A 15,269-nucleotide genomic window follows, 5' to 3' on the forward strand; every position below is an offset into this window, starting at 1 on the left:
CGCCACGGTCAACGGAGCCCGCCCGCTGCCCTGGCGTACATGGAGCGCTTGTCGTTTCGTCCGGTACTCCGGGCGAGGATCGAGTCGACGATTTCGCCGCTGCGTACGGCGATGTTCGACAGCAGCGAGGAACTGAGGCCGTGGGTGTGCTCGGTGCCGCCCTGCAGGTAGATGCCGCAGGGCACGTCCGGGGTGGTGGCGATGCGGTAGTCACGCTCCATCCGGAGCCGGCCAGCCTCGTCACGCAGACAGTGCTCGTCGAGCGCGCAGAGCAGCCCCGTGGGCTCCATCGAGTCGTAGCCGGTCGCGCAGACGAGGGCGTCCACCTCGAGCTCGTCCTTATCGCCTCCGGGGCCGCCCCGAAGAAGGACGCGGGTCTCGGCGCCGGAGCGCTTCACCGCGTCCACCCTGGTCAGATTGAGGAAGTGGAGCCGGTCGACGCCGCGTACCTCGTCGTCGTACGCCCTGCGGTAGAGATCCCGGATCACCTCGTCGTCGACCACCGCGTAGTTCGTGTTGCGGTGGTACCGCCAGAACGCCTCGCGCGTCTGGTCGGAGCCGAAGTAGTAGTGGTCGACGGCCCGGGGGTCGAAGATCTGGTTGGCGAACGGCGTGGCGTCGGCGATGGAGTAGCCGTAGGACGGGATGATCGCCGAAACCTGGGCGTGCGGAAGTTCGTCGTACAGAAATCTGGTGATCTCGGCGGCGCTCTGGCCGGCCCCGACCACCGCCACCCGGCGCAGCTCGCGCGGGTCCATGCGGCGGAACTTCTGCAGGAACTCCGAGCTGTGCCAGACCCGCTCGTCACTTGTGACCCCGTCGAGCATCTTCGGCACCAGACCCGTCGAGATCACCACGTTGCGGGCCTCGACCACGCGGCTGACCTGACCGGTGACGTCCGCGACGGTCAGCCGCAGCCGGTCCGGTTGCGCGGTGGGCGCGACCGGTGCCAGGCGGAGCGAGGTCACCGCGGAGCCGTACGAGACGCGGCCGGCCACCCGGGACTGCGCCCACTCGAGGTACTGGTGAAACTCCTGGCGGGTCGGGAAGAAGTCCTGGTTGTTGACGAACTGCGGGAGCCGTCCCGCCGCGTGCAGGAAGGAGATGAAGCTGAAGCTCGACGTCGGATTGCGGAAGGTCACCAGGTCCTTGAGGAAGGAGATCTGCATGGTCGCCGAGGGCAGCAACATGTCGCGGTGCCAGCCGAAGCGCGGCTGCCGCTCGAAGAAGTGATTGCTGAGCGCACGTTGCGGCTCGTCCAGGGCGCGCTCCTGCAGAGCGATGGAAAGCGACAGGTTGGACGGTCCGAACCCGATGCCGACCACGTCGTAGATCTCATGTTCACGATTCGTCATGAATACTCTCCCGCTGGCATGGCCGCACGACGCGCTGTTCGTATGTCGGCCGGCAATAGTGGCTCTGCGGGATCCCCGGCGAGCGATCGCCCGCCGGGGATCCCCGGTTCAGTGCGCGAAACCCGGTACCTGGTTGCAACCGTCGAGTGGTGACGACACGCTCGTCACCGGACGCAGGACGACTCGGACAGCACGCTGGCTGCGCCCGGCTCCGCCCCCAGGGTGATCGTCGCCTGCACCGTGAAGGCGTCCCTGGCGGTCTTGGTGATCGTGGTGGTCAGTGGCAGCGAGGTGCCGTCCGGCTGGATCAGCACGCCGGTCGAGGTGAGCGTGTTGTCGACCCATCCAGGGGTCGTCTGCGCGCCGCGTTGACCGGAGTTGTCGAAGCGGTCCGCCGTGAAGAGGCCCTGCTGGGCGTCCCAGCCCCAGATGTACTCGGCCGAGGCGATCGGCGTGCCGTCGATGGTGTTCGTCTCCTGCCAACGCATGAAGTTCCCGTCGAGGATGAACTTGGCGGTGGACTGGGTGTCGAACGCCAACTGGCTGCCGTCCGGCAGGGTCGTCGTCCCGGTGCAGGTCCACTTACCCCTCAGCTTCTTCAGCGGCTGGAGCGCGGGGGTCGGCGCCACCCGCTCAGCTGACGAGCCGAACGACCCGGTGGCCTGGGCGACGGCCGGGCTCAGCACCGCCGTGGCCACCAGCGCCAGGCCGGTGAGGGCGGCTGTTGTCGAAGAAATCCTCATTGGCATCCACGTCCTCCTATACTTTCGCGCCATCGCCATGTCGATGTCGCTGTGATGTGATCCGGCCGAGCGAGCGGCTGCCCACTCAGACGATTGCTCCGCCGTTCGTCCGCCGACGCAGCGCGGGCCTGCTCGACTTGTTGAGGTTCGCCCAACGCTGAGACAGGCCGGCGACGGTGCGCGCGGCGAACAACGTGCGGATGGAAACTTCCAGGTGCAGCTCCGCGCGGATCAGTCCGACGAGTCTGATCGCCCGCAGTGAGTTGCCACCGAGGTCGAAGAAGTCCTCGTCGATCCCGATCCGGTTCAGTTCGAGCACATCGGCGAAGAGCTTCGCCAGGACCTGCTCGGTGTGGTTGCGCGGTGCCCGGTACGACCCGTCGCGGAACTCGGGAACCGGTAGCCGGGCTCGGTCCACCCGACCGGCGGTCGTGACCGGCAGCCGGTCCAGCACCACGAAGGCGGAGGGCACCAGGGACTCGGGCACCCGCCCGGCCACGAAGCGGCTCAGCTCCTCGTGGAAGGCTTCGGCGCCCGCGCCCGTCGCGTCGCGGGCGGGCACCGGAACCACGTACGCCACCAGGCGCTGCTGGCCGGCGGGGTCGGCACCGACGTCCACGAACGACTGCGCGAGCCGAGGATGCTCGGCGAGCACCTCCGCGATGTGGCCGGTGTCGACCTGGGCACCGCCGAGGCGCGCCTGAGCGCCGGCCCGGCCCGCGTACTCCAACCGGCCGTCGGCCCCCCACCGGGCCCGGTCCCCGGTGCGGTACATGCGGGCGCCCGGCGGCCCGAACGGGCAGGCCACGAACCGTTGTGCGGTCTGCCCTGGGCGCCGGGCGTACCCGCGTGCGACGGCCGGCCCGGCCAGGTACAGCTCACCGACCACGCCGTCCGGGACCGGCGTCAGCCCGGGGCCCAGCACGTAGCGGGCGACGCCGTCGGTCAGGCCGCCGGCAGCGGCCGCGGGCCGCCGCTCGTCGGTCGCCTCGCCGCGCGCCCGGACCAGCGCGGTGGCGCCGACCGGACCATGGCCGTTGACGATCGACAGCCCGGGACAGGCCACGCGGACCCGCTGCATCGCGGTCGCGGTCACCTGGTCGGCCGCGATCCACACCTGGTTCAGTCCCGCCAGGGCGTCGGGGCGTTCGGCGGCGACGGCGGAGAACAGCTGCGCGCTCAGCCAGACGACGGAGATCTGGTGTGCCGACCGGATCGCGGTGAGCCCGTCGCCGTCCATCTCGGTCTGCTCGACCACGACGACCCGGCCGCCGGTGAGCAGGGGCATCCACAGTTCGAGCGCGAGCGCGTCGGAGGCGGGCGACGTGTGCCACAGGACGGTGTCACGGCCGTCGCGTGGCCAGCGTCGGTCCAGGACGAAGCGGGCCAGGTTCCGCTGGGTGACCACGACGCCCGTGTCCGGGTCGGCCGAGGCGGAGCCGTACAGCACGGCGACCGCGCCGTCGGGATGGGCCCGGGCCGGCGCGGCGCCATCGCTGGCGGATGCCGCAAGGTCGTGGCACATCACCACCGGCACCGTCAGGTCGGCCCGGAGCCGGTGGGCCGGCGCGGCGTCGACGAGCAGCATGCTGGCGGCGGACGTGTCGAGCTGCGCGCGGAGCTGGTCGACCGGCAGGCCCGGGTCGACCGGCAGGTAGGCGGCGCCCGCCCGGACCACGCCCAGGAGCGCGACGACCAGGTCCACCGATCGGGCCATCGCCACCGCCACCACGGTCTCGGGTCCGATGCCGCGGCCGCGCAGCGCCGCGGCCAGCCGGCCGGATCGCTCGTCCAGTTCCCGGTAGGAGACCGACGAGTCGCCGGCCACCAGGGCGACCGCGTCGGGGTCCCGCGCCACCCGCCGCGCGAACAGCTCCGGAACCGTCGGAACCGAGGCCGACGTCTGCTCCGGCACCGTCAGCATCCGGTCCCGCTCGGTGTCGCCGGCCACGTCCAAGGCGCCGATCGGCTGCGCGGCGCCGGCGACGACAGCCCGGATGAACGCGATCAGATCCTCGCCGATCAGGCGCAGCTCCGCCCGCGAGTACAGGCTCGCGGCCGCGTCCAGCCGGATGAACAGGTCGCTGTCGGGGGTTCCGTCGCGGTACACGCCGATCGACAGCTCGTTGAAGCTTCCGGTCGTCGCCCCGGAGTAGCGCGCCGGGTGGTCGGCGAAGTGGATCTGGTCGACGAACTCGATGACGTTCATGACGACGCCGAAGCTTCCGCGTTCGCTGGGAGTCACCGCGATCGCGCGCTGGATGTCGGAGTAGTGGCGCAGCGTGTGCCCGGAGATCTCGTAGGTCTCCTCGACGATCGCGTCGGCCAGCTCGGCGACGGTCGCGCTCAACGGCACGCGGATCCGCACCGGCACCACGTTGACGGCCAGCCCGGGAGTCGTGCCCGCCGGTCCGCTCCGGTTGCCGGCGGCCAGGGAGAGCAGGAACTCGGGAAGGTCACAGCGGTGCCGCAGGAACGCCGCCGCGGCCGTGGTCAGCACGGACGACATCCACACGCCCATCGACTCCGCGGCAGCGGCCCACGCGTCGGCCTCGGCTCGTGCGACGGTAAGCGTCCGGCTGGCCATGCCGATCGCGCCGGCCACCTCGGCCCAGCTGTCCGCGCTGCTCATCGGGGCTTCCAGCTCGGGTCGCCGCGCATCGGGGACGACGATCCGGGGGACCTGCGCCGGCGGGGGTGCTTCCTTCAGGTAGTCCTGCCAGAACTCCGCGTCCGCGGTGGACTGATCCGAGGCGAGGTAGTCGGTGGCGAGCGCCGCGAACGACTCGACGTCCCAGCGGTGCGGCAGCGCCGGGATGTCCTGTCCCCGTACCAGCGCCGTGTACACCTCGGCCAGGCGCCGCGACAGCAGGCCGCCGGCACCGTAGCCGTCGGCGATGAGGTGGTGGTAGGCGATCACCAGCAGCGACCGGTTCGCGGCGAGCCTGACCACGCCCAGCCGGAACAGCAGGTCGCGCGTCACGTCGAACGGCTTGCTGATCATTTCGGCCAGCGCGTCCCGGGCGGCCTGCTCGGGATCGCCCGCGTCCGCGAAATCCAGGAAGAACGGCCGCCAGTCGGTCAGTTCCCGGGGCACCAGCTTCAGTCCGTCGCCGTCGTCGGCGAAGGTGACCCGAAGGATCTCCGCCTCGTCGAGGACGTGCCGGAACGCCGACGCGATGGCTGTCTCGTCCAGCTCACCCGCCACGTCCCACATCGTCAGCGCGTGGTTGAGCGTGGCGGACGCCATGCCGTCCGCCAGCCACAGTCCCTTGTGTGCGGGCGACGCATCGAACGAGCGCACACGAATCACCCCTCAGCAATAGCGCGGGAATCGAATAAGTTCGCCAACCACCTCCCACATTCCGCGAGGTGATCCAGCTTTACAAGCCATCTGGAAAGCGGGGGCGGCCTGCTCGCCGCCAATACCCGCCGCGTCCCGCTGGCGGGACAATGCATCGGCGGCAGAGCCCGGAAGGCCCCTTTTTACGCTATTGCGGCTCGCCGGCCGCAAGAGTGGACACGATATGCCCGGCGACCATTCGTGGTGACGGATGGCGCAACACCAGGTTCGCCCGGAGTTTGACCCCGGTCGAGGTGGTGAGACGCTTACTCAGCTCCATGGAGAGCAGCGAGTCGAATCCGATCTCCTTGAACTGCTGGTCCGGATTGATGGTGGTGCCGCAGCTGCGCCCCAGCACGACGGCGACCTTGTCGAGGACGTGCGCGAGGACGAGTGCCGTCGCGTCCTCCGCGGGCAGGGCGGAGATCTGGTCGGACAGCGGCGCCTGGGGCTCGTCGGCCGTCGGTGGCACCGTCGACGGCAGGTCCGACACGGCCTCGCGGCGTACGGAGTCCACCCAGTAGCGTTGCCGCTGGAAGGCGTAGGTCGGCAGATCCACCCGGCGGCTCGACCCGACCAGGGCGGTCCAGTCCACCGCACCGCCACGCACGTGAAGTTGCCCGAGCGAGCCGAGCAGGGTAGCCACCTCGTCACGATCGCGGCGGGTCGACGACAGGACCAGCGCGTCGTCGAGATCCTCGACGATCTCCTGCACCGGAACGGTCAGCACCGGATGCGGACTCATCTCGATGAAAAGGCGGAATCCGTCCTCGGTCGAGCGTCGCACTGCGGATTCGAACAGCACCCTTTCACGCAGATTGTCGTACCAGTACTCCCGGTCGAGTTCGGCGGTGTCCAGGCGCCTGCCGTGCAGCGTCGAATAGAGCGGCACCGGGGCGGTGACCGGCGCCACGCCGTCCAGCGCATCGATCACCTTGTCGCGGACCCGGGTCACCTGGTGCGAATGCGACGCGTAGTCGACGGAAATCCTGCGCGCCTGGATGTCGTCGGCCTGCATCGCCGCGATGAACTCGTCGAGCGCCTCCGGCTCGCCGGACACCACCACCGAGCGAGGGCCGTTGACGACAGCGATGCTCACCCGCCCCTGCCACGGGGCCAGGCGCTGCGCCACGACGTCGGCACCGGCCACGACCGAACCCATGCCGCCGTGCCCGATCAGGTCCACGAGTGCCTGGCTACGCAGGGCCACGATCCGGGTGGCGTCCCGCAGGGACAGGGCACCGCAGACATGGGCCGCGGCGATCTCGCCCTGGCTGTGCCCGATCACCGCAGCCGGTACCACCCCCCATGATCGCCAGAGGGCGGCCATGGACACCATCACGGAGAACAGCACCGGCTGCACCACGTCGACCCGGTCCAGCGTCGGCGCCCCGGCCACGCCGCGCATGACATCCAGCAGGGACCAGTCGACCCACTCGGCCAGCGCCGCGGCGCACCCGTCGAACGTGGTGGCGAAGGCCGGGAAGGAGTCGTACAACTGCCGGCCCATGCCGACCCACTGCGAGCCCTGCCCGGGGAACAGGAAGACGGCCCCGCCCGGGTTGCCGGCGACACCGCGCACCACCGAGGGAGAGTCCGCACCGTCGCGTACCGCCGTCAGGCCCTGGAGCAGCTCGTCCCGATCGCGGCCCAGTACGACCGCCCGATGCGGGAACCGCGTACGGTGCGAGATCAACGACCAGGCGACATCGGCGACGTCGGCGGCGGCATCGCCGGCGACGAAGTCGTGCAGCCTGGCGGCCTGCTGCGTCACAGCGGCGGCGCTCTTGCCCGACACCACCCACGGCACCAGCCCGCCGGGCACCGCCGCACGCGGACCGTGCTCGTCCGCCTCGGCGGCCGCCGGCTCCTCCAGGATGACGTGGGCGTTGGTGCCGCTGACCCCGAACGACGACACGGCGGCCCGCCGTGGCCCGTCCGCCCGGTCCCACTCGCGCCCCTCGACCAGTAGCTGGACGGCACCGGAGGACCAGTCCACGTGCGCGGAGGGCGTGCCCACGTGCAGCGTCTTCGGCAGGTACCGGTGTCGCATCGCCAACACCGCCTTGATGACACCGGCGACGCCGGCCGCGGCCTGGGCGTGACCGATGTTGGACTTCAGGGAGCCCAGCCAGACCGGGCGGCCCGCCGCCCGGTCCCGGCCGTAGGTCGCGAGCAGAGCCCCGGCCTCGATCGGGTCACCCAGCACCGTTCCGGTTCCGTGCGCCTCGACCAGGTCCACCTCGGACGGCGACACTCCGGCGTTGACCAGCGCCCGCCGGATGACCTCCTGCTGGGCCCGGCCGTTGGGGGCGGTCAACCCGTTGCTGGCCCCGTCCTGGTTAACCGCGGATCCGCGCAGCACGGCCAGCACCGGATGGCCGTTGCGGCGCGCGTCCGACAGTCGCTCCAGGAGCAGCACGCCCACCCCCTCGGCCCAGCCCGTGCCGTCGGCGCCGTCCGCGAAGGACTTGCACCTGCCGTCGGGCGCCAGCCCGCGCTGTCGGGAGAACTCCACGAAGATGGACGGCGTCGACATCACCAACGCCCCGCCGGCCAGCGCGAGCGAGCACTCCCCCGCGCGCAGCGACTGCGCGGCCAGGTGCAGGGCCACCAGCGACGAGGAACACGCCGTGTCGATCGACACCGCCGGCCCGGTCAGCCCCAGCTCGTACGCCACCCGGCCGGAGGCGACGCTCAGGGTGCTGCCCTGCAGCAGGTAGCCCTCCAACGCGCTGGGCCCGTCGAGCAGTCGCGTCCCGTACTCCGACGAGCTCACCCCGGTGAACACGCCGACCTCGGCACCCCGTACCTCGGCGGGCACGATGCCCGCCCGCTCGAACGCCTCCCACGAGGTCTCCAGCAGCAGCCGTTGCTGCGGATCGACGGCCAGCGCCTCGCGCGGCGAGATGCCGAAGAAGTCGGCGTCGAACCCGGCCATGTCGGTGAGGAACCCGCCCTGCCGCACGTACGAGCTGCCGGTGGTGTCGGGGTCGGGGTGGTAGATGTCGCGCCAGCCACGATCGGTGGGAAAGTCCGACACGACGTCCCGGCCGGCGCGGATCACCTCCCACAGTTCCTCAGGTGACGAGACACCGCCCGGGTAGCGGCAGGCCATCGCCACCACCGCGATCGGCTCGCCTCGGCCGGCCTTCAGGGCGTCGTTCTCCTGGCGGAGCCGGTCGCGTTCGGCCAGCAGGGCGCGCAGGGCCTGTTGCACCCGGTCCCCGCCCGCGCCCACGGTCGGACCGTCATTGGTCTCGCTCATGTCAGTTGTTCCTCCCGTCGAGAGCCAGGTCCAGCAGCGCCTCCAGGTCCAGCTCCGCCAGTTCGTCCGGCTCGGCACCGGCCCCCGCAACCGGACCGTCCGGTCGTACCGGTTCGGCGCAGGCCAGAATCTGCTCGAGAATGCCCAGGCCACGCAGCCGGTCGATGGAGACCGTGCGCAGCACTTCGCGGATCGCCTCGTCCCCGACCTCGACCTCGTCATCGGCGGCCGGGCCGGGCTGCGGCTCCGGACGCAGCAGGTCGTTGAGGTGCCGCGCCAACTCGTCCGGGGTGGGATAGCTGAAGACGAGCGTGGAGGGCAGGCGCAGCCCGGTCGCCGACGCCAGCCGGTTGCACAGCTCCACCGAGGTCAGCGAGTCGAACCCGAGAACGGTGAACGGCTGCTCGGCGTCGACCACCGCACCGGCCGGATAGCCGAGCACGACGGCGACCTGTTCGCAGACCCACTCCCGTACGGCCGCCTGCGCTTCGTCGCCGGGCAGCGTCGCCAGCCGGTCGCGCAGCCCGCGGGAGCCGCCGTCGGACGCCCGGCGGGAGCCGGAGCGTACCGGTCGACCGCTGTCGGCGAGTTCACGCAGCACCGGGGGCAATTCCTCGGCGGGCCTGCCGCGCAGCGCCGCGGTGTCCAGTCGCGCCGGAATCAGCACCGACGTGTCGAGCGCGCAGGCCGCGTCGAAGAGGGCCAGCGCCTGCGACGTCGGCAACGGCGCGACACCCATCCGCCGCAGCCGGGACAGGTCGGCCTGGTCCAGGTTTCCGGTCATGCCGCTGCTCTGCTCCCACCACCCCCAGCACAGCGAGGTGGCGACGCGGCCACCGGCTCGACGCCACGACGCCAGCCCGTCGAGGAAGGCGTTCGCGGCGGCGTAGTTGGCCTGACCCGCGGTGCCCAGCGTGCCGGCGAGCGCGGAGAACTGGACGAACGCCGACAGGGGGCGATCCCTGGTCAGCTCGTGCAGGTTGACCGCACCGCCGACCTTGGCCCGAAGCACCCGGTCGAGGCTCTCCCGGTCGAGCGATTCGATGGTGCCGTCCGCCAGCACGCCCGCCGCGTGCACGATCGCCGTCAGCGGGTACCGGCCGGGCACGGCGGCCAGCAGCTCCGTCACGGCCTGCCGGTCGGCGACGTCGCAGGCCACGACCCGGACCGCCGCGCCGGTGCCTTCCAGCTCCGCGACCAGCTCAGGCACTCCGGGGGACGCCGAGCCGCTACGGCTCGCCAGCAGCAGACTGCGTACGCCGTGCTCGGCGACGAGATGCCGCGCCACGAGCGAGCCCAGTCCCCCGGTACCACCGGTGACCAGCACGGTGCCGCCGCCCAGGCCGCCGCCCACATCGAGGACCAGCTTGCCGACATGGCGGCCCTGGCTCATCTCGCGGAACGTCCGACGCGCGTCACGGACGTCGCGCACCGAGACCGGGTTCAGCCGCACCCGCCCGTCGGCGAACAGCTCCATGACCTTCTCGAACATGTCCCGGAGCGCGTCCGGACCCGCCTCGTAGAGGTCGAAGGCCGTGTAGTCGACGCCCGGATGCTCGGCCGCCACCCGGTGCGGGTCCCGGATGTCCGTCTTGCCCATCTCGATGAAGGTTCCGCCCCGGGGCAGCAGCCGCAGGGAGGCGTCCACGAAGTCGTGCGCGAGGGAGTTCAGCACCACGTCGAGGCCGCGACCGTCCGTGGTGGTCGAGAACTTCGTCGCGAAATCCAGATCGCGCGACGAGGCCAGGTGCTCGTCGTCGATGCCCAGGGCCCGCAGCGCGGGCCACTTGCCGGGGCTGGCGGTGGCGTAGACCTCGGCACCGACGTGCTTGGCCAACTGGACCGCGGCCATACCCACGCCGCCGGCACCGGCGTGGACCAGGATGCGCTGCCCGGCCGCGAGCCTGGTCACCTCGAAGAGGGCGTAGTAGGCGGTCAGGAAGGCGCTCGGCATCGACGCCGCCTCGGCGAAGCTCCACCCGTCGGGGATCGCGGTGAGCAGGCGGTGGTCCGCCACGGCCACCGGCGCGAACGCGCCGGGGAAGATGCCCAGCACCCGGTCGCCCGGCGCGAGGCCGGTCACGTCGTCGGCCACCTCCAGCACGACGCCGGCACCCTCGCTGCCGAGCCCGGCGTCGAAGGCGGTCCGCTCCACCAGCCCGAGGGCGATGGTGACGTCCCGGAAGTTGAGGCCGGCGGCCTGCACCGCGACCCGTACCTGTCCGCTCGTCAGGGTGGCCTGCGCCTGCGGGCCCGGGATCCAGGTCAGGTTCTCCAGCGTTCCGGCGCTCGACATTCCCAGCCGGTGAGCGTCGTCCGGTGGCGGTTCGAGCTGGTGCTCCGCGGGCGTGACCGGCACCATCCGGGGCACGAGGTACGCGCCGCCGCGTACCGCCAGTTGTTCGTCGCCCGCGGCGAGCACGGCCGGGAAGCAGGCGCGGGTGGCCGGATCGTCGTCGACGTCCACGATCCGGAACCGGCCGGGGTGCTCCGTCTGGGCGGAGCGGATCAGGCCCCACGCCGACGCGCCGGGCAGGCTGTGGACCCCGTCGCCGGTGTCCACGGCCGACCGGGTGATCACCACGAGCGTCGTGGCGGCCAGCCGCTCCTCGGTCAGGAATCGCTGCACCAGCGTGAGTACACCGTTGGTCGCGGCGCTCACCTCGGTCACCGGGTCGCCGCCGACGACCAGATCGTCCACGCCGATCACGAGGTGCCGCGGCGGGCCGGCCGCGATCGCCGCGTCGAGGGACTCGTAACGGGTGACACCGCCGCCCTCGCCCGTCTCCCGGAGGCGGGCCGCCGGGCCGTCCTCGGCACCCAGCACCGCCCACTGTCCGGGGTGAGCTCCCCGTTCGGGCAGCTCGACCGGGCGCCACCGGAGCTCGAACAGCGACTGCTCCGGACTGCCGGCGGCCGCGCGGACCTGCTCCGCACTGACCCGACGGAACGTCAACGCGTCGACGTGCGCGACCGCACGACCGCGCTCGTCGGCGACGGTCACCGAGAAGGCGCCTTCACCGACCGGGGACAGCCGGACCCGGACCGACGGTCCGCAGTCGCCGGCCAGCCGTACGCCGGACCAGGCGAACGGCATCCAGCCCTGCTCGCCCCGTACCTCGATGGCGCCGCCGGCCACCAGGGCGTGCAGCACCGTGTCCAGCAACGCCGGGTGCAGCGCGAATCCGCTGCCGGACGAGGTCTGCGCGGCCTCGGGCAGCGTGGCGGCGGCGAACAGGTCGGCACCGTCCTGCCACACCTCGGCCAACCCGCGGAACGCCGGACCGTAGTCGAATCCCGCATCCGCGAGAGAGTCGTACAGGTCCGGCAACTCCAGCCGTCGAGCACCGGCCGGGGGCCACTGCGTGACGGTCCGGGCGGGCGGTGGCGAGGCCACCGGAGCCAGCCGGCCGATGGCGTGGCGGGTCCACGCCCCTGCCGGCTGGTCGTCGCCGGAACACGAGTAGACGGTCAGGCAGCGGCCGCCGGCCTCGTCCGGTGCACCGGCCACCAGCCGCACCCGGACGTCACCGGCGTCCGGGAGAATCAACGGGACCTCCAGGGAGAGTTCCTCGACCGCGGCGCAGCCGACCTGGTCGCCCACCCACAGCGCCAGATCCAGGTACGCGGTCGCCGGCACGACCACCTGGCCGTACACCGTGTGGTCGACCAGCCACTGGTGGGTCCGCACCGACCACCGGTCGCTGAACATCACCTCGCCGGTGTCGGGGTGGTCGACCACGGCTCCGAGCAGCGGATGATCGGGGGCCGCCAGGCCGGCGGTCGCCACGTCCGCCGTCGTCCCGGCCTGGAAGTCCAGCCAGTAGCGTCGACGCTGGAACGCGTACGTGGGCAGCTCGATCCACTGGCGCGTACCGAGCAGGTCGGCCCAGTTGATCGCGCCGCCCCGCACGTGCAGCTGCGCCAACGCGTCGGCAAGTCCCGCCGCGGCCTCGCGACCGCGCCGCGCCGACGACACCACAAGCGCGCCGTCCACGTTCGCGGTGGCGAAGGCGTCCTTGGTGATGCTGGCTAGCGTCGAGCCCGGCCCCACCTCGAAGAACACGTCGACGCCGGCGGCGCGGGCCTGCTCCACGGCGGCATGGAAGCGGACCGGTTCGCGTACGTGGTTCACCCAGTGGTCGACGGAGGTCAACTCGGCCAGGGTCGCTTCCCGGCCGAGCCGGGTCGACAGGATCGGGATCGCCATCGTGCCCGGCGCAAGCTCGCCGATCGCGTCGGCGAACTCGGCCAGGACCGGGTCCATCAGCGGGGAGTGGAACGCGTGGTCGACGTCGAGCAGCTTCGCCGACACGCCACGGGCGAGCAGCCGGTCACGTAGGTCGTGCACGTCGTCCCGGGTGCCCGAGGCGACCACCGAGTCCGGGCCGTTCACGGCGGCGACGGCGACGCGGTCGTACCGGTCGAGCAGCTCGCCGACCGTCTCCTCGTCGGCGCGCACGGCCAGCATGGCGCCGCGTTCGCGGACCGTCTGCATGATCCGCCCCCGGGCGGCCACCAGCCTGGTGGCGTCGTCGAGACTGAGCGCACCGGAGACGTGCGCCGCGGCGATCTCGCCGACGGAGTGACCGATCAGGTAGTTCGGTCGCGGACCGTACCGGCTGATGAGCCGGTACAGGCTGACCTGGAGGGCGAACAGGGCCGGCTGGGCGATGTCCGTCCGGTTGTGGTCCGCGGGCTGCTCGGCGAGCAGGATGGGCTTGAGGGCGAACGGGAGGTGTGCGTCGAAGCGCGCGCAGATCTCGTCCAGGCTCCGCGCGAAGTCGGGGAAGGCGTCGTACCACTGCCGCGCCACCCCGGTCCAGCGCGCTCCCTGGCCGGGGAACATGAAGGCCGCGCCGCCCAGTTCGGTGGCGACGCCACGCACGACTCCTACACTCTCCGCACCGTCGGCGGTCGCGGTGAGTCCGGCCAACAGCTCGTCGCGGGTGTGGCCGAGGACCACCGCCCGATGCTCGAACAACGACCGCGTCGACAACAACGAATGCGCCACATCCGCCACATCCACATCCGGCGCACCCACCACAAAATCCCGCAACCTGGCCGCCTGCGCCCGCAACGCCGACTCCGAACGCCCCGACACCACCCACGGCACCACACCACCAACAACCGGCACCCCAGAACCCGCCACCGGCCCCTCCAACGCCGGCGCCTCCTCCACAATCACATGCGCATTCGTCCCACTGGCGCCGAACGCCGACACACCCGCCCGACGCACCCGACCCCCACCACCAACCCACGGCCGCGCCCGCGTCAACAACTCCACCGCACCCGCCGACCAATCCACATGCGACGACGGCCGATCCACATGCAACGTCCGCGGCAACACCCCACACCGCAACGCCATCACCATCTTGATCACACCAGCCACACCCGCCGCAGCCTGCGTATGACCAATATTCGACTTCAACGACCCCAACCACACCGGCACACCAGAACCCCGACCCTGCCCATACGTCGCCAACAACGCCTGCGCCTCAATCGGATCCCCCAACCGCGTACCAGTCCCATGCGCCTCCACCACATCCACATCACCAACACCCAAACCCGCATCCGCCAACGCCGCACGAATCACCCGCTGCTGCGCCAACCCATTCGGCGCCGTCAAACCATTCGACGCACCATCCTGATTAACCGCCGAACCACGAATCACCGCCCACACCCGACGACCAAGACGCCGCGCATCCGACAACCGCTCCAAAACCAAAACCCCAGCACCCTCCGAAAAACCCGTACCATCCGCCGCATCCGCAAACGCCTTACACCGACCATCGGCCGACAAACCCCGCTGCCTGGCGAATTCCCGGAACACCTGCGGCGTCGCGGTGACGGTCACGCCGCCGGCCAGGGCGAGGTCGCACTCGCCCTGGCGCAGCGAACGCACCGCCTGGTGCACGGTGACCAGCGACGAGGAGCAGGCGGTGTCGGTCGAGACCGCCGGGCCCTCCAGGCCCAGCACGTACGACACCCGGCCCGACGCCACGCTCGCCAGTGATCCGGTCTGCGCGTACCCGGAGATGACCTCGGGGGTGACGAAGTGGTTGCCGTAGCCGAAGTAGGCCAGGCCCGCGAACACGCCCGTGCGGCTACCGCGCAACGAGTGCGGGTCGATGCCGGCCCGTTCCAGCGACTCCCACGACACCTCCAGCAGGAGCCGCTGCTGCGGGTCGGCGGCCAGCGCCTCGCGCGGGTTGATGCCGAAGAACTCGGCGTCGAAGTCTCCGGCGTCGCTCAGGAAGCCGCCGGTACGGGTGTAGCAGGTGCCGGGCCGACCGGCGCTCGGGTCGTACAGCTCGTCGAGGTCCCAGTTCCGGTCGGTGGGAAAGTCGGACATGACGTCCGCGCCCGACTCGACAAGGTCCCACAACGCCTCCGGAGTCACCGCGCCGCCCGGGAACCGGCAGGCCAGGCCGACCACCGCGATCGGCTCGCTGGCGGCCTCGGTCAACTCGCGCAACCGCTTGCGCGTCTCCATCAGCTCGATTGACGTCCGACGGAGGTATTCCAGGACGTCGGCATTGTTGTCGTTGGTCATCGCT

Annotated in this window: 5 protein-coding genes; all 5 read right to left on the reverse strand. The window is 71.4% G+C overall.

Going from position 1 to position 15,269, the window contains the following annotated elements; genetic code table 11:
- Nucleotides 1-8: 8 nt before the first annotated feature.
- The 5 genes from KBX00_RS05070 to KBX00_RS05090 all read right to left on the reverse strand — a co-directional run bounded on the left by KBX00_RS05070 (nt 9) and on the right by KBX00_RS05090 (nt 15,265).
- On the reverse strand, nt 9-1,355 hold the full coding sequence (locus KBX00_RS05070) for a lysine N(6)-hydroxylase/L-ornithine N(5)-oxygenase family protein (protein ID WP_210823764.1): 1,347 nt from the start codon (nt 1,353-1,355) through the stop codon (nt 9-11).
- A gap of 164 nt (nt 1,356-1,519) precedes the next feature.
- Nucleotides 1,520-2,098, reverse strand: a complete 579-nt coding sequence (locus KBX00_RS05075) for a DUF1579 family protein (protein ID WP_210823767.1) — start codon at nt 2,096-2,098, stop codon at nt 1,520-1,522.
- Between the two features lie 85 nt (nt 2,099-2,183).
- A complete protein-coding gene (locus KBX00_RS29615; protein WP_307868089.1) occupies nt 2,184-5,402 on the reverse strand; it encodes an AMP-binding protein in 3,219 nt (1,072 codons plus the stop codon).
- A gap of 187 nt (nt 5,403-5,589) precedes the next feature.
- The gene (locus tag KBX00_RS05085) at nt 5,590-8,709 is read right to left on the reverse strand and encodes a type I polyketide synthase (protein WP_210823769.1); all 3,120 of its coding nucleotides are present in this window, start codon (nt 8,707-8,709) and stop codon (nt 5,590-5,592) included.
- Between the two features lies 1 nt (nt 8,710).
- A complete protein-coding gene (locus tag KBX00_RS05090) occupies nt 8,711-15,265 on the reverse strand; it encodes a type I polyketide synthase (protein WP_210823771.1) in 6,555 nt (2,184 codons plus the stop codon).
- Between the last annotated feature and the right edge of the window lie 4 nt (nt 15,266-15,269).

It is taken from the genome of Micromonospora sp. C95 (genome assembly GCF_018070465.1).
Lineage (GTDB): Bacteria > Actinomycetota > Actinomycetes > Mycobacteriales > Micromonosporaceae > Micromonospora.

Excerpts from the sequence above, each read along its gene's own strand:
- KBX00_RS05070 (WP_210823764.1), bottom strand. The coding sequence starts at position 1,355 with ATGACGAATCGTGAACATGAGATCTACGACGTGGTCGGCATCGGGTTC.
- KBX00_RS05090 (WP_210823771.1), bottom strand. The coding sequence starts at position 15,265 with ATGACCAACGACAACAATGCCGACGTCCTGGAATACCTCCGTCGGACG.
- KBX00_RS05085 (WP_210823769.1), bottom strand. The coding sequence starts at position 8,709 with ATGAGCGAGACCAATGACGGTCCGACCGTGGGCGCGGGCGGGGACCGG.
- KBX00_RS05075 (WP_210823767.1), bottom strand. The coding sequence starts at position 2,098 with ATGAGGATTTCTTCGACAACAGCCGCCCTCACCGGCCTGGCGCTGGTG.